Below are 15171 nucleotides of genomic sequence, written 5' to 3' on the forward strand. Positions count from 1 at the left end.
TCTTAGAGGTCCTCGCGCCAGAAGGGCATGCTCATGCAGCGCGGGCCGCCGCGGCCGCGGGAGAGCTCGGCGGAGGGCACGACGAGAAGGTCCAGGCCCTCCTTGTACAGCACGTCGTTGGTGACGGTGTTGCGGGCGTAGACGCAGATCTTGCCGGGCTCGACGCACAGGGTGTTGGAGCCGTCGTTCCACTGCTCGCGGGAGGCCGCGATCGGGTCGCCGCCGCCGCAGGGGATCAGCTTGACCTGGTCGACGCCGGTGGCGTCCTCCAGGACGTGCTCGAGGGTGTCCTCGATCAGGCGGATGTTCACGTCGCCCGGGTTCTTGCCGGCGGTCAGCTCGTAGACGCGCAGGGTGCCCATGATGGCGGGGTGGATCGTGAACTTATCGACGTCGATCTGGGTGAAGACCGTGTCGAGGTGCATGAAGGCGCGCGAGACCGGGATGTCGAAGGCCAGGATGCGCTCGACCTTGGAGTCGGAGTTCCAGAAGATGTTCTGGGCCATGACGTCGATAGCGGCGGCCTGGGTGCGCTGGGAGATGCCGACGGCGAGGGTCTTCTCGTTGATGTTCAGCACGTCGCCGCCCTCGGTGTGGAACTGGCAGTCGCGGCGGAAGTACAGGGAGACGTCCTTGTAGTCGGGGTGGTACTTGAAGACGTACTTGCCGTACAGGGTCTCGCGGTTGCGGGTGACCGAGTACATGCGGTTGAGGTTGACGCCCTCGCCGACGACCGCGAACGGGTCGCGGGTGAAGTAGAGGTTGGGCATCGGGTCGATGATCAGGTCGGACTCGGACTCGGAGTTGACCAGGGAGTCGAGGGTCGTGGACGCCGTGAGGGGCATGTCGATCTCGGCCTTGGTCATGCCGGCCATGGTCTTCTTGACGAACTCGAGGTTGTCCTCGATGGAGTCCAGCTTCTCGCGGACGATCTGCGGCATCTGCTGGCCGCGGATGCCTGCCTCGGCGATGTACTGGTCGGTGAACTCGGCGCGGGCGCCGGGGACCTGGTCGAACACCTCGGCGACGAGGTTCTCGAGGTAGAGGACCTCCACGCCCTGGTCCCTCAGGATCTGGGCGAAGGTGTCGTGCTCCTGCTGTGCGACCTCCAGGAACGGGACGTCGTCGAACAGGAGTCGCTCGAGCTCGTCGGGCGGCAGGTTGAGGAGCTCGTCGCCGGGACGGTGCAGGCAGACCTTCCTGAGCTTGCCGATCTCGGAAGGCACGTGCAGACCTTTCGTCATGGCCTCCTACCTTTCTTTCGGGCCCCTGTCAGGGCCGATTCGTTAGCGCCCCTCCGTGTGAGGCGTTATTGCTGACGACATATTTATATCCAAAATCAGTCCATACTTCCACCTCGCCCCCGAACGGTTTTATATGAGGGGTGAACGGCATACACATATACTTCACGCATGGCACACTTTGATATAATAAAGTGTATTTACGTGCTAAAACGCGTTTTCAGTCCAAATAACAAATGGAACTTAACTTTATTAAACCACCCTCAAATTGCATATTTCTAATAAAGCTATGAATAGAATCAGCGATTCATGCCGCGTCTCAACCATTTTCATTTTTATTCAGAAAAAAGTTTGTCCTATTCATTTCTGGTAAACAAATTACCGTTTACCAGACGCTTGATACCGTTCACCGGAAGCTCAGTATAAGGCCCAGCGGATACCGGCTCGCTTTACGGCCCCATTTGTAACAACTTGACTTCTCGGTATAGAAAAACGAACCCGCTTCCCCTAGGGAAACGGGTCCGTTTTCGATTATCTTCGGCCAATTTGGATAAGGCCCTCGAAGATCGTCGGAATCCTGGCGATCGAACTCCGCCAGTGCCTCGCCCAAAAGCCTCAGGCCCTCGCGAAGAACGTCTTCGCTCGCGCAGTAGCCCAGGCGTGCGCCGCAGGGAAGCTCAAAGCGGCTACCGGGGACCAGCAGCACTCCCCTCTCGGCCAACAGGCGCTTACAGAATTCCTCGTCATCCTCGGGAATATCCAGCTGGATAAACGAGGTTGATATTCCCTGCGGGGCCGTCCAGGAAACGCGATGCTGCGTATCGATCCAAGCCTGCGCGATATCGCGGTTGCCAAACACGATCTTGCGATTGCGCTCGAGAGTCTTGTCCTTGTGCTCGAGCACGTAGGTCGCCAGGGCATCGTTGAACACGCCGCCGCAGATCATGGTGTAGTCGCGGTAGGTGCGGATGCGGTTGGACACCTCTTCGTCGGCCACGACCCAGCCCACGCGGGCCGCAGGCGTCGAATAGGTCTTGGACACCGAGTTGGTGACAATGGCCTTCTCGTACATGTCGACCATCGACATAAAGGCCTTGGTGTTCTCAAGCGGCAGGTACACCTCGTCGCACAGAGCATAGGCGCCAGCCGAACGGGCGATCTCGGCAATCTGGCCGAGCGTATCGGCATCGAGCACCGTTCCGATGGGGTTCGATGCGTTGTTAATGCAGATGAGCTTGGTATTGGGACGCACCAAGCGCTTAAGCTCCTCGATATCGGGCCTCCAGCCAAGCTCCTCGCGAAGCTCCCAATACTCGACCTCGGCACCGAGCGTACGCGGAATCTCGTAGAGCGGCGCGTAGGTGGGCCACTCGGCGATGACATGGTCGCCGGGCTCGACCACGGCCATGATGGCGTTGAGGTTAGCGCCCGTGCAGCCATTGGTCTGCAGAATGTGATCGGGATTGACCTCGCGACGATACAGCTTGGCAACCTCGGCCTTAAACTCCGGAGAGCCCTCGATCCAGCCGTAGTTCATCTTCTCGCGGTCCAGGCGCTCGTAGAACGTGGCGCCGTCCTGCTCATCGAGCGCGCGCAGCTCGCCCATGGTGAGCGACGAGATCGTCGACTGGGCGATGTCCCACGTGGCGCTCTTCTCCCAAACGTTGAGCCATTCCTCAACGCCAATCGTCTTAATGTCCATGGCCAAGCTCCTTACAAAAGCAGTCATCCAACCGTGTTGACGTTCCTCATACAAGATTGGGGCGGCGCGAAAACCCGCACCGCCCCAATGGGAGACATCTAACGTCAGCTAGATGTATGTATTAAGACCTATACGGGTCCTAGAAGACCTTAGAGGTCCTCGCGCCAGAAGGGCATGCTCATGCAGCGCGGGCCGCCGCGGCCGCGGGAGAGCTCGGCGGAGGGCACGACGAGAAGGTCCAGGCCCTCCTTGTACAGCACGTCGTTGGTGACGGTGTTGCGGGCGTAGACGCAGATCTTGCCGGGCTCGACGCACAGGGTGTTGGAGCCGTCGTTCCACTGCTCGCGGGAGGCCGCGATCGGGTCGCCGCCGCCGCAGGGGATCAGCTTGACCTGGTCGACGCCGGTGGCGTCCTCCAGGACGTGCTCGAGGGTGTCCTCGATCAGGCGGATGTTCACGTCGCCCGGGTTCTTGCCGGCGGTCAGCTCGTAGACGCGCAGGGTGCCCATGATGGCGGGGTGGATCGTGAACTTATCGACGTCGATCTGGGTGAAGACCGTGTCGAGGTGCATGAAGGCGCGCGAGACCGGGATGTCGAAGGCCAGGATGCGCTCGACCTTGGAGTCGGAGTTCCAGAAGATGTTCTGGGCCATGACGTCGATAGCGGCGGCCTGGGTGCGCTGGGAGATGCCGACGGCGAGGGTCTTCTCGTTGATGTTCAGCACGTCGCCGCCCTCGGTGTGGAACTGGCAGTCGCGGCGGAAGTACAGGGAGACGTCCTTGTAGTCGGGGTGGTACTTGAAGACGTACTTGCCGTACAGGGTCTCGCGGTTGCGGGTGACCGAGTACATGCGGTTGAGGTTGACGCCCTCGCCGACGACCGCGAACGGGTCGCGGGTGAAGTAGAGGTTGGGCATCGGGTCGATGATCAGGTCGGACTCGGACTCGGAGTTGACCAGGGAGTCGAGGGTCGTGGACGCCGTGAGGGGCATGTCGATCTCGGCCTTGGTCATGCCGGCCATGGTCTTCTTGACGAACTCGAGGTTGTCCTCGATGGAGTCCAGCTTCTCGCGGACGATCTGCGGCATCTGCTGGCCGCGGATGCCTGCCTCGGCGATGTACTGGTCGGTGAACTCGGCGCGGGCGCCGGGGACCTGGTCGAACACCTCGGCGACGAGGTTCTCGAGGTAGAGGACCTCCACGCCCTGGTCCCTCAGGATCTGGGCGAAGGTGTCGTGCTCCTGCTGTGCGACCTCCAGGAACGGGACGTCGTCGAACAGGAGTCGCTCGAGCTCGTCGGGCGGCAGGTTGAGGAGCTCGTCGCCGGGACGGTGCAGGCAGACCTTCCTGAGCTTGCCGATCTCGGAAGGCACGTGCAGACCTTTCGTCATGGCCTCCTACCTTTCTTTCGGGCCTTTCGGCCGAATCTCTCAGCACCCTTCCGTAACGGGTGCTGCTTGCTGACAGCTCTAGTTATATCCAAATTCCAACCGCAATTCCACCTCGCCCCCGAACGGTCAACAAAGTTCGATGAACGGCATATCGAATATGATTCCCCCATAATGCACTTCGGCGTTCTAAAGTAGCTTTTCTAAGGTAAATGCTCTTTTTTCTTAAAAATCATTCGCAATTACAACTCCAATCTTTCGATTAAGAATTGCATATCTAAAACGGTTTTATGTATATAAATGACGCTTGTTCGTGTTTCTGTCTGTATTCGATGATATTCAGCTACCTATCATTCTTATTCACACATACTCACCAGTTGAGTGAGGATATAGACCGTTTTTCACAACGCGAAGGGCGTCAGCTCTATGGCTTGTCAGCGTAAGAAGTAGGTAAAGATACCGTTCACGCGATACGTCCGTGCCATAGGTCGACTAAATTGAGACAATAGTGAATAGTGTTAGGCAACCGTCCCCCACGGGGACTGAACGGACAGATGCATATGCCGAGCAAAATCGAAAAAAAGCAAGCCGCTGCAAAGCTGCGTAAGCCGCCGCGCGACTTCTCGTACACGCAGAACCGAGAGCTCAGCTGGCTGCGCTTTGACAACCGTGTGCTTGACGAAGCCTTCGACGAGACCGTTCCGCTGTTCGAGCGGCTAAAGTTCGTGTCGATTTTCGAGTCTAACCTCGATGAGTTTCTCATGGTGCGCGTGGGCGGCCTGTCCGATCTGGCAGAGCTCAAAAAACAGCCTGTCGACAACAAGAGCAATATGACCGCCTCCGAACAGGTCGATGCTGTCATGGCCGAAATGCCCGGGCTCCTTACCCGATGGGAGTCCATCTTTAAGAGCATCGAGGGCAAGCTCGACACCCTGGGCGTTCACCGCGCCCGCATCGATTCGCTTACGCCCGAGGAGCGCACCTTTGTAACCCGTTACTTCCAGGCCTACGTGTCGCCGGTCATCTCACCGCTGGTGATTGACCCGCGCCACCCCTTCCCCAACCTGCGCAACGGCGCACTCTACCTGGCCTGCGGCCTGGACGGCGTCACCGACGAGGAGAGTCTGCTGGGCCTTATCGAGATTCCCACCTCGATGAACCGCGTGGTCGAGATCCCCTCGCCCACCGGCACCTACTCCTACATCTTGCTCGAGGACGTCATCCTCGCCTGCCTGGACAGCTGCTTTGGCTCCTATAAGCCGCTCGACCGCGCGCTCATCCGCGTCACCCGCAACGCCGACATCGACCCGGACGGCGAGGGCGTCGAGGAGGAAGAGGATTACCGTCAGCACATGAAGCGCATCCTCAAGAAACGCTTGCGCCTGCAGCCGGTGGTGCTCGCGGTCTCGGGGTCGCTCGAGAAGGCGACGCTCAAGACCATCCGCAAGGCGCTCGAGCTTTCGCGCCGCTCTGTCTTTACCTGCGATATCCCGCTCGACCTAGGCTACGTCTTTGGCATTGAGGGCAAGATTCCCGAGCACCTGCGCAACGAGCTGCTCTTTACGCCGTTTAAGCCGCAGCCCAACCCCACCATCGATATGACCCGCTCCATCCGCGAGCAGGTACTTCAACACGACAAGCTGCTCTTTTATCCCTATGAGGCCATGAACCCCTTCCTTGATCTGGTGCACGAGGCCGCCTACGACCCCGAGTGCATCTCACTGCGCATCACGCTCTACCGCGTGGCCAAGCAGAGCCGCCTGTGCGAGTCACTGATCGATGCCGCCGAGAACGGCAAAGAGGTCACGGTGCTCATGGAGCTCCGCGCGCGCTTTGACGAGCAGAACAACATCGAGTGGGCCGAGCGCCTGGAAGAGGCCGGCTGCACCGTCATCTACGGCTCCGAGGGCTTTAAGTGCCACTCCAAGATCTGCCAGCTCACCTATCGCGAGGGCATGGCGCTAACGCGCCTGACGCTGCTGGGCACCGGCAACTTTAACGAGAAGACGGCCAAACTCTACAGCGACTTTATGCTCATGACCGCTCACCCCGGCATCGGCGAGGACGCCAACCTGTTCTTCCGCAACCTGTCGCTGGGCAACCTGCGCGGCGATTACCGCTTCCTGGGTGTGGCGCCCGTCGGACTGAAACCGCTCATCATGCGCGGGCTTGACCGCGAGATCCAGCGCGCCCTCGCCGGCGAGCCCGCCCGCGTGTTCTTTAAACTCAACTCGCTCACCGACCGCGAGGTCATCGACAAGATCGCCGAGGCATCGTGCGCAGGAGTCCGCGTGGACATGATCATCCGCGGCATCTCGTGCCTCAAGCCGGGCGTTCCTGGCAAGACCGAGAACGTGCATGTCCGTTCTATCGTCGGACGCTTTTTGGAGCATGCGCGCGTTTACGCCTTTGGCGTGGACTCGGACATGATCTATCTGAGCTCGGCCGACATGATGACACGCAACACCGAGCACCGCGTGGAGATCGCCTTCCCCGTGCTCGACCCCACCTGCCGCGCCCTGGTGCACGAGTACATGAGCATGCAGCTGCGCGACAACGTGAAGGCCCGCAGCCTCACGAGCGACGGCACCTGGGTCCCCGTGGAGCGCGCAGAGGGTGAGAAACCCTTCAACTCGCAGGAAGCCCTGCTGGAGCGTGCCTACCGCAACGCCGAGGCCGCGCCCGAGCCCGTCATTGAGGCAAAGCCCGCCCCTGCTCCTAAGCCGCAGCCGGCCACACCCGAGGTTCAGAAGGTCCAGGCGACCGTCATTGAGCCCGAGCCCGCACCTGCACCTCAGCCCGAGCCGCAGGCAGCTAAGCCCGCACCCGAGACGAGCGCCCGTCGCGATAAGCCCGCCGGCAAGACCAAGGCCATCGAGCGCCATCGCCCCGGTCGTGTGCGCATGGGCCTGGGCCTGATCGGCCTGGGTCTTAAGACGCTCATTACCGGCAAGACGAAATAGTCGCTTGTAGAAGCAGTTTGTAGAAGCGCCCCGCATTTGAGGAAAGCCTCGGATGCGGGGCGCTTTTCCCTGCTACCATGGTGCGAGCAACAACACGAATGACAGGCAGGGATATGAAGCTCACTATAGAATCGATGACCTACGGCGCCGACGGGCTGGCGCACGCCGACAACGGCAAGGCCGTCTTTGTGCAGGGCGCCGTGGCAGGCGACACCGTCGAGGCCGAGGTCGTACAGGACGGCAAGTCGTTCATGCGCGCCCGCACGACCGAGATTCTGGAGCCGAGCCCCGATCGCATTCAGCCCCCCTGCCCCTTCGTTGGCATCTGCGGCGGTTGTTCGTGGGGCAATCTCTCACGCACGGCACAGCTCGCCGCCAAGGAGCAAAACCTGCGCTCCACGCTCGAGCGCATCGGCAAGTTCGCTCCTGAGCAGGTCGATGAGTTGGTACAGCCCATCTGCCACACCAAGGACGACTGGGGCTACCGCAATAAAATCGAGCTCGAACCGACCGTCGTCAACGGTCGCGTGCGCCTTGGCATGCACGGTGTCGACCCCAGCAAAATCGTGACCGTCGATGCGTGCCCGCTGTTCGATAAGCGCTTCCCGAAGGCGCTCAAATCGGTCGTCGGCGCACTCAACTATCTAAGCGGCAGCCATGACTTGGGACTCGAACGCGTGGGCATTCGTGCATCGCGCCGTACCAAGGCACTCGAGGTCGCACTCTGGACGCCTACAGGCTCTTTTCCGCGCTCGCAGGTCTCCCGCGTGCTGGCGGACGCCGCTCATCCCACGAGCATCGTGCGCGTGATGAGCAAGGGCGAAAAGAAGGCCCGCCGTGTCTCCAAGGTCGAAATGCTCGCCGGAGAGGGCTCATGGACCGAGAATATCGCCGAGGGTCAGATGCGCTTGTCTGCCCCGTCTTTTTTCCAGGTCAACACCAAGGGTGCCGAGATTTTGATCGAGCTTGTCATGGAAGCGCTCGACCCGCAAGAAGACGAGCTTGCCGTGGACCTGTACTGCGGCGCCGGAACCTTTACCCTGCCGCTCGCCCGCCGCTGCGACTTCGTCGCCGCCGTCGAGGCCTACGGCCCGGCCGTGCGCGACCTGCGCCGTAACCTGGAGATCAACAAGCTTGATAACGTCGACGTCATTGGCGGAGACGCGGTGCGCGAGTTCCCCGACCAGGATGCCGACGTCTTGGTGGTCGACCCGCCGCGCGCAGGCCTCGCCCCCGAGGCGATCGACCTTATCGCCAACACGAGTGCTCGCGATGTCGCCTACGTGAGCTGCGACCCGGCCACCCTGGCGCGCGATCTCAAACGCTTTGTCGAAGAAGGCACCTTCTCCCCCGTCAAGATCACGCCAGTCGACCTGTTCCCGCAAACCTTCCACTGCGAGACCGTCATCCACCTTAGGCGCAACTAGTCACTCAATCATTGCTCAGGTAAATCATTGAGAAATCGAGCGTGGCAAGCGGAGGTCTTCGGGGTATAAGACGGCTAATTGTATGCCGCCTATGAAAGGAACCCTCATGCCCAGCGTTGCCGTCCTCGCCGCCGATGGCTTTGAAACTATTGAATGCTTGACCATGGTCGATGTCATGCGTCGCGGCGGTGTGCGCGCCACGCTCGTCTCGATTATGCCCACACGTGAGGTCGTAAGCTCGCTGCAGATCCCCGTGACCTGCGATGCGCTCTTTGATGAGATCAACTTTGACGAGTACGACTGCGTCGTGCTGCCCGGCGGCTTGCCCGGTGCCACCAACCTGCGTGCCGATCAGCGCGTCTGCGACGTGGTCTGCGAGTTCGCCGCGACCAAGCACGTTGCCGCCATCTGCGCCGCCCCGTTTATCCTGGGCGAGCTCGACCTACTCGAGGGGCGCCACGCCACGTGCTTCCCTGGCTTTGAGAAAAGCTTCCCCGAAGGCGCCTATACCGGCGAGAAGGTTACGCAAGACGGCAACATCATCACCGCCAGCGGCATGGCCCAGTCGCTCCCCTTTGCGCTTGAGCTGCTGCGCACGCTCGCCGGCGACAAGGCCGTCGAGAAGGTCGCCGAGGGCATTCAGCTATGATTTTGGCTTCGCAATCACCGCGCCGCATCGAGTTGATGCGCGAGGCGGGCTATGACATTCGCGTGATTCCCGCAGATATCGACGAAACGCCTTTTGATGGCGAAGCTCCGCTTACACTCGTCGAGCGCTTGGCGCGTGCCAAAGCCGCCGCCGTTGCCGCCGAGCATGCCGAGCCCAACGAACTGACCGTCGCGGCCGATACTATTGTCACCTTTGACGGCCAAATTTTGGGCAAGCCGGCAGACGGGGACGAGGCGCGCACCATGCTCCGCGAGCTTTCGGGCCGCACGCACCAGGTCGCAACCGGCGTCTGCATCGTTAAAGCCGGCGACGCTACAGCTCCGCATGCCGCCGAGAGCCTGTCGTTTGTCGATGTGACCGACGTGACGTTCTATGAGCTTACCGAAGAGCAGATCGAGCGCTATGTTGCCTCCGGCGAACCCATGGACAAGGCCGGGGCCTACGGCATCCAAGGCACAGGCGGCCGCATGCTTGTGCACGATATTTCGGGTGACTTCTACAACGTGGTGGGCTTGCCCATCGCTCGCGTCGCACGCGCGATTCAAAAACTCTCGTAATTGCATCTGGCGCTGGGTATCCCCCAGCGCCTACAATTTTGCCGTACCGTACGGATCCCGACCGGGCATAAGGCCCGGCGGAAAACCGATAGGAGAACACATGGACACACTGCTCGAAGCCATCGATGTTTGCAATGTCGATGGCTTTTGCTTTGGCAACTATACGGACGAGGAGGCTGGCACCGGCTGCACCGTAATCGTGGCGCCCGGGGGTGCCACCGGTGGCGTTGACGTACGTGGTGGCGCCCCCGCTTCGCGTGAGACCGACCTGCTGCGTCCCGAAAACACCGTCGATAAGGTCCACGCCGTCTGCCTTTCGGGCGGATCGGCCTTTGGCCTCGAGGCTGCAAGCGGCGTGGCCCGCGAACTCGAGAGCCGCGGCATTGGTCTGCCCGTCGGCCCCACGCAGGTGCCCATCGTGTGCTCCAGCTGTATCTTCGACCTTGCCTTTGGCGACCCCACCGTTCGCCCCGACATTGAGGCCGGCATCGCCGCCGTGCGCGAGGCGCTCGACCACACCCCCACCAAGCTCGAACAGGGCAACGTAGGCGCCGGCACGGGCGCTACCGTGGGTAAGCTCATGGGCCCCGCCACCTGCATGAAGGCCGGCCTTGGCGCTGCCGCCGTGGCGCTCGGCCCCATCAAGGTGGGCGCCGTGGTCTCGGTCAACGCCTGCGGCAACGTTGTCGACCCCCTCACCGGCGAGTGGGTCGCCGGCATGCGCGCCTCAGCCGATAGCGACCAAATTGTCGATATGGAACTCGCAGCCTTTGCCGCCGCCGGATCCATGCAGATGCCGCTCGACCGCACCAACACCACCATCAGCTGCATTGTCACCAACGTGGAACTCACTAAGGCACAAGCCACCAAGGTCTCCCAGATGGCCGCAGACGCCTACGCACACGCCATCCGTCCCACGCACACCACCAACGACGGCGACACCATCTACACCCTCGCCAGCGGCAAACTGGGCGCCCAGGCAAGCGCCGCCGTTCCCCTAGACCTGCTGGGCATGCTCGCCGTAAGGGCCCTACAGACCGCCATCGTAAACGGAGCCAAAAACGCCAAAACCTCCCACGGCATACCCGGCGCCGCAAAGTAAACCAGCTCGTCCGGTTGCCCGGTGGGGTTTGGTTATGTTTGCTGCTCTACAGTCCTGGCTCGCACGAAGAGCACATTAAGTGCTCTTCGGCTCGTGCGGAACTCGCGACAAACATAACCAAACCCCACCGGGCAACCTACCAACCAGATTCTTTTCAGCCCAGGCCACTGTGTACCGCGCGTCGAAGATCTTCAAATTCAAATAACCTGACAATCGATTCTTATAGCAGAGGCCCCTTGGCCTTTAGTTTGATACAAGTTCCGCACGAGCCGGAAAGCACTAAATGTGCTTTCTGTGCGAGCAGGACTGTTCGCAGTAGCAAACTAAAGGCCAAGGGGCCCAGTCAACCCATCAGCAGCGATTACTCAGCAGCTAGTTGAATTTGAAGATCTTTGAGGCAAGACGGTATAGGCCGAGTGTGGTTTTGTCGCCAGCGCGGCCACGCAGATTGGTAAAGAAGCCGACCACGCCGTAGCGAGCACGACGATACATGCGCTCATCGTAGGCCTTTAGGTCCGCCCACAGCGTCTTCAGGCGCTCGTCGGCGCAATCTTCCTCGGAAAGCTTGGTGAGCACCGAGCAGATCGCCATCATCATAGTGAAATAACCCATCATGTACGAGCGCAGACGCGACGACTCAACATCGCTGTACAGGTGGAACGACTCCATCATGATGCGCGTCACACGGAACTGCTGGTCCAGGCGCTTGACCATCGTGGCCTCGTTGACGCTCTGGCCCTCGCGACCGATAAAGTAGCGATAGAGGTCGATGTCGGCGTAGTACATGGTCTTGCAACGCGGCAGCGGCACGTAGGCGTAGATGTTGTCCACATAGAACGTGTGCGGCGGCATGGGCAGGTTGGACTCGCGCAGCACATCCGTGCGATAGCACAGACTGTGCATGAGCAGATTCTGGTCCAAACGGAAATGGCCGATCTGGTCCCAGGTAAAGATCTTTTTTCGAGGCAGGGCAAACTTGTAACCAATGGCCGTATGCGTACCCTCGTAAACCTTCTCGTACACGTAGTTCGAGATAAACAGGTCAACGCGCTGGTCGCGCTCTTCAAAGCCGCGCAGAATCGACAACATGGTCGAAAGGGCAGCGCCGTCAAGCCAGTCGTCCGAGTCGACAACCTTGTAGTAGGTGCCCTGCGCCTCGCGCAAGCCCGAAAGGACGGCGATACCGTGGCCGCCGTTCTCCTGATGCACCGCGCGGATGATTCCAGGATAACGGGCCTCCCACTCGTCGGCCTTGGCGGCCGTCTCATCCTTGGAGCCGTCGTCCACCACGATAATCTCGATATCGGTGGCGTAATTGCTCCCCTCCAAGATGGAGGTGATGCAATGGTCCATGTCCTTGGCGGCGTTATACGAGGGAATACCGAATGTTATGACTTTATGCATGGCAGGCGATAATCTCATCCGAAAGATCGAGGGCGGAATTGGTCACGGCATCCATATCGTAGTAACGATACTCGGCCAGACGACCCACCGGGTGGAAGTTTGTCAGGTTCTGGACGCGCTCAAGATAGCGCTCATAGAGCTCACGGTTCTCGGGCTCAAGAATGGCGTAATACGGCGTCTCGCCCGAGCCGGGCGTATAGGCCTTGGAGTACTCCTTCATGATGGTGGTCTTGCCGGGCAGGACCTGACCAGTCATGTTCTTGAACTCGGTAATGCGCGTGTAGTCCTCGCTCGTGGTGTAGTTGACGGTGCCCACGGGCTGGAACTGATCCATATCGAGCGTCTCGAACTTCATGTCGAGCGTACGGTACGGAAGAGCGCCCAGGTCGAGGTTGAACAGCTCATCGAGCGGACCGGTATAAACGATCTCGCCGCCGTAGACCTTGCCACCGATCTTGACGGTGGTCTCGTCGATCTCAAAGAGATCGCGGGCGTCCACGTCGCAGAACACGTCGATCAGGTCGTGGTCGAGCATATGCTCGAACAACGCCGTGTAGCCGTCCTGCGGCATACCCTGGAAGGGAGCCTGCGGGAAGTAGCGGTCATCATCGCCCACAAAGATGGGAACGCGGCCGGTGATCGAGGGGTCGATCTGATCGGGCGTCTGGCCCCACTGTTTCATGGTGTAATGCAAAAAGACGTTCTCGTAGACGTAATCGGCGACCTCGGCAAGATCCGGGTCGTTCTTCTTACGCAGCTCCATGATGGGCACCTTGACGTCCTTGCCAAAGGTCTCCACGAGCTTCTGATACAGCTCCTCGCCGCGCTCGTCACCAAAGGCGAGCTTGAGACTCGCATGGTTGAAGGGCACGGGCATAAGGGTACCGTTGATGTTGGCGAGCACCTTGTGCTGGTAGTCCGTCCACTTGGTAAAGCGCGAGAGGAAATTGTGCACGCGCTCGTTAAAAGTGTGATAGATATGCGGACCGTACTCGTGGATCAGGATTCCGGCCTCGTCAGTGCAGTCATAGGCATTGCCCGCAATGTGGCTACGGCGCTCCAAAACGGCAACACGATAGCCGATGGTCTCGGCAAGACGGCGGGCGCAAACGGCACCGGCATATCCAGCACCGACGACAATCATGTCGTACGCGCCGGCGTTAAAGCCTTCAGGCAGGCCTGAGGTAATCTGCATCGATACTCCTTGTCAAAAGCCACGGGCTCGTTAGCTGGGCTTTTCTCGAACATTCTTCGAGACATATTTATCAGAGCGATTATAGCGCTAATGCGTCCTATAATGAGCTTGCCACACAAGGAAAGCTCAAGCACCGCGGCGTACATTATTGAAAGGTAAACCCGCTAGCAGCGGGTTTATTCGTGAACAGCCGGGCGCCTGGAGCTTAGCGAAACGCTTGCAAGGAGTAACATGAGCGATTTCCTAAACCGTATGAAGTCTGCCGCCAAGGCCGACCTTAAGACCATCGTCCTGCCCGAGGGCGAGGACCCGCGCACCATCGTCGCGGCCAACAAGATCATCGAGGAAGGCCTGGCCAACATCGTCATCCTGGGCGATCCCAACGAGATCAACGTCCCCGGCGCCACCGTCATCGATCCGCGCAACGCCGAGAAGCACGAGGAGTACGCACAGAAGTTTGCCGAGCTCCGCGCCAAGAAGGGCGTTACCATCGAGCAGGCTCGCGCCCAGGTGATGGACGCCACCTACTTTGGCACTATGATGGTCAAGATGGGCGACGCCGACGGCCTGGTCTCCGGCGCCTGCCACTCCACCGCCGACACCCTGCGCCCCGCGCTGCAGATCCTTAAGACCGCCCCGGGTACCAAGCTGGTCTCGGCCTTCTTCGTGATGTGCACCGACACCCCGCAGTTCGGCACCGACGGTACGCTGATCTTCGCCGACTGCGGCCTCAACATCAACCCGTCCTCCGACGAGCTCTCCGAGATCGCCATCGCCTCCGCTCACTCCTGGTCCACCTTCATGGGCAACGTTGAGCCGCACGTGGCCATGCTCTCCTACTCCACCATGGGCTCCGCCGGTGGCGAGGTCGCCAAGAAGGTCCAGGAGGCCGTGAAGTTCTGCAAGGAAAAGGCACCCGAGCTCGCCATCGACGGCGACCTGCAGCTCGATGCTGCTATCGTCCCCACCGTCGCCCAGCTCAAGGCTCCCGGCTCCTCCGTTGCCGGCAAGGCCAACGTGCTCGTGTTCCCCGACCTCGAGGCCGGCAACATCGGCTACAAGCTGGTCCAGCGCTTCGCTGGCGCCGACGCTTACGGCCCCATCCTGCAGGGCATCGCCAAGCCGGTCAATGACCTTTCGCGCGGCTGCTCTGCCGACGACATCGTGGGTGTCGTAGCCATCACCGCCGTCCAGGCTCAGATGGCTGAGTAGCGGACGCACTCGCCCGAAGGCCGTACGGGCTAACCCCTGAAAACGTCCTCGACCAATGAAACGCCCCCGTTCTGCTCCTTCGGAGCTACGAACGGGGGCGTTTCTGGTCTGACGCTCCTATTTGGCAAGGTGTTTTTTAGAATCCATTTTGCGCTCGGCCTCGAAGGCTTGCCTGTCCCAATCGAGCGGAAGTCCGGCCTCGACCCATGCCTCGTAGGCCCTCCTTATGGGCCTGAGCTCCCTTTGGCCCCTCTCCAGCATCGAGATGTACTTCTCGCTGGTTCCCAATATGGACGCCGCCCTCACCTGG

12 protein-coding genes are annotated in these 15171 nt (G+C 60.4%); 6 read left to right on the forward strand and 6 right to left on the reverse strand.

Annotated elements, in window-relative coordinates; translation table 11 throughout:
- Window positions 1-2 precede the first annotated feature (2 nt).
- The 3 genes from arcA (PMX72_RS09420) to arcA (PMX72_RS09430) all read right to left on the reverse strand — a co-directional run bounded on the left by arcA (PMX72_RS09420) (window position 3) and on the right by arcA (PMX72_RS09430) (window position 4334).
- Window positions 3-1244: an arginine deiminase gene (gene arcA, locus PMX72_RS09420; RefSeq protein ID WP_117774421.1), complete on the reverse strand. Its 1242-nt coding sequence runs from the start codon at window positions 1242-1244 to the stop codon at window positions 3-5.
- A 403-nt stretch (window positions 1245-1647) separates the two neighbouring features.
- On the reverse strand, window positions 1648-2943 hold the full coding sequence (locus PMX72_RS09425; protein WP_271729787.1) for an aminotransferase: 1296 nt from the start codon (window positions 2941-2943) through the stop codon (window positions 1648-1650).
- 149 nt (window positions 2944-3092) lie between these two features.
- A complete protein-coding gene (gene arcA / locus PMX72_RS09430; RefSeq protein ID WP_117774421.1) occupies window positions 3093-4334 on the reverse strand; it encodes an arginine deiminase in 1242 nt (413 codons plus the stop codon).
- Between the two features lie 551 nt (window positions 4335-4885).
- On the opposite strand from arcA (PMX72_RS09430), the gene ppk1 reads away from it, so the two are divergent.
- The 5 genes from ppk1 (at window position 4886) to PMX72_RS09455 (ending at window position 11050) form a co-directional block, all read left to right on the forward strand.
- Window positions 4886-7294, forward strand: a complete 2409-nt coding sequence (ppk1, locus tag PMX72_RS09435; protein WP_416378030.1) for a polyphosphate kinase 1 — start codon at window positions 4886-4888, stop codon at window positions 7292-7294.
- A 98-nt stretch (window positions 7295-7392) separates the two neighbouring features.
- Window positions 7393-8721, forward strand: a complete 1329-nt coding sequence (rlmD, locus tag PMX72_RS09440; RefSeq protein ID WP_271729789.1) for a 23S rRNA (uracil(1939)-C(5))-methyltransferase RlmD — start codon at window positions 7393-7395, stop codon at window positions 8719-8721.
- A 106-nt stretch (window positions 8722-8827) separates the two neighbouring features.
- Window positions 8828-9370: a DJ-1 family glyoxalase III gene (locus PMX72_RS09445; RefSeq protein ID WP_055287259.1), complete on the forward strand. Its 543-nt coding sequence runs from the start codon at window positions 8828-8830 to the stop codon at window positions 9368-9370.
- Complete coding sequence (locus PMX72_RS09450) at window positions 9367-9948, forward strand: Maf family protein (RefSeq protein WP_117564381.1); 582 nt, start codon at window positions 9367-9369, stop codon at window positions 9946-9948. Before PMX72_RS09445 ends, PMX72_RS09450 begins: the two co-directional genes overlap by 4 nt.
- A 100-nt stretch (window positions 9949-10048) precedes the next feature.
- Window positions 10049-11050 (forward strand): P1 family peptidase, encoded by a 1002-nt coding sequence (locus tag PMX72_RS09455; protein WP_271729790.1) that lies wholly within the window; start codon window positions 10049-10051, stop codon window positions 11048-11050.
- Between the two features lie 372 nt (window positions 11051-11422).
- Here PMX72_RS09455 and PMX72_RS09460 read toward each other — a convergent pair whose 3' ends face one another.
- Entirely contained in the window at window positions 11423-12454 is a 1032-nt protein-coding gene (locus tag PMX72_RS09460; protein ID WP_271729791.1) for a glycosyltransferase family 2 protein, read from the reverse strand.
- On the reverse strand, window positions 12447-13649 hold the full coding sequence (glf, locus tag PMX72_RS09465; protein WP_117806511.1) for a UDP-galactopyranose mutase: 1203 nt from the start codon (window positions 13647-13649) through the stop codon (window positions 12447-12449). Before glf ends, PMX72_RS09460 begins: the two co-directional genes overlap by 8 nt.
- Before the next feature lie 231 nt (window positions 13650-13880).
- Here glf and pta point away from each other — a divergent pair, with 231 nt between their 5' ends.
- Window positions 13881-14861, forward strand: a complete 981-nt coding sequence (gene pta, locus PMX72_RS09470; RefSeq protein WP_089573084.1) for a phosphate acetyltransferase — start codon at window positions 13881-13883, stop codon at window positions 14859-14861.
- Between the two features lie 117 nt (window positions 14862-14978).
- Here pta and PMX72_RS09475 read toward each other — a convergent pair.
- Window positions 14979-15171 (reverse strand): hypothetical protein (locus tag PMX72_RS09475; protein WP_271746211.1); only part of this gene is annotated, 193 nt, incomplete at its 5' end.

Origin of the sequence: Collinsella aerofaciens, from assembly GCF_028207065.1 — a bacterium.
Classification (GTDB): Bacteria; Actinomycetota; Coriobacteriia; order Coriobacteriales; family Coriobacteriaceae; genus Collinsella; species Collinsella aerofaciens_AR.

What these genes read in the sequence shown, in the direction of transcription:
- arcA (WP_117774421.1), bottom strand. Translation starts at nt 1,244, where the DNA reads ATGACGAAAGGTCTGCACGTGCCTTCCGAGATCGGCAAGCTCAGGAAG.
- PMX72_RS09425 (WP_271729787.1), bottom strand. Translation starts at nt 2,943, where the DNA reads ATGGACATTAAGACGATTGGCGTTGAGGAATGGCTCAACGTTTGGGAG.
- arcA (WP_117774421.1), bottom strand. Translation starts at nt 4,334, where the DNA reads ATGACGAAAGGTCTGCACGTGCCTTCCGAGATCGGCAAGCTCAGGAAG.
- ppk1 (WP_416378030.1), top strand. Translation starts at nt 4,886, where the DNA reads ATGCATATGCCGAGCAAAATCGAAAAAAAGCAAGCCGCTGCAAAGCTG.
- rlmD (WP_271729789.1), top strand. Translation starts at nt 7,393, where the DNA reads ATGACAGGCAGGGATATGAAGCTCACTATAGAATCGATGACCTACGGC.
- PMX72_RS09445 (WP_055287259.1), top strand. Translation starts at nt 8,828, where the DNA reads ATGCCCAGCGTTGCCGTCCTCGCCGCCGATGGCTTTGAAACTATTGAA.
- PMX72_RS09450 (WP_117564381.1), top strand. Translation starts at nt 9,367, where the DNA reads ATGATTTTGGCTTCGCAATCACCGCGCCGCATCGAGTTGATGCGCGAG.
- PMX72_RS09455 (WP_271729790.1), top strand. Translation starts at nt 10,049, where the DNA reads ATGGACACACTGCTCGAAGCCATCGATGTTTGCAATGTCGATGGCTTT.
- PMX72_RS09460 (WP_271729791.1), bottom strand. Translation starts at nt 12,454, where the DNA reads ATGCATAAAGTCATAACATTCGGTATTCCCTCGTATAACGCCGCCAAG.
- glf (WP_117806511.1), bottom strand. Translation starts at nt 13,649, where the DNA reads ATGCAGATTACCTCAGGCCTGCCTGAAGGCTTTAACGCCGGCGCGTAC.
- pta (WP_089573084.1), top strand. Translation starts at nt 13,881, where the DNA reads ATGAGCGATTTCCTAAACCGTATGAAGTCTGCCGCCAAGGCCGACCTT.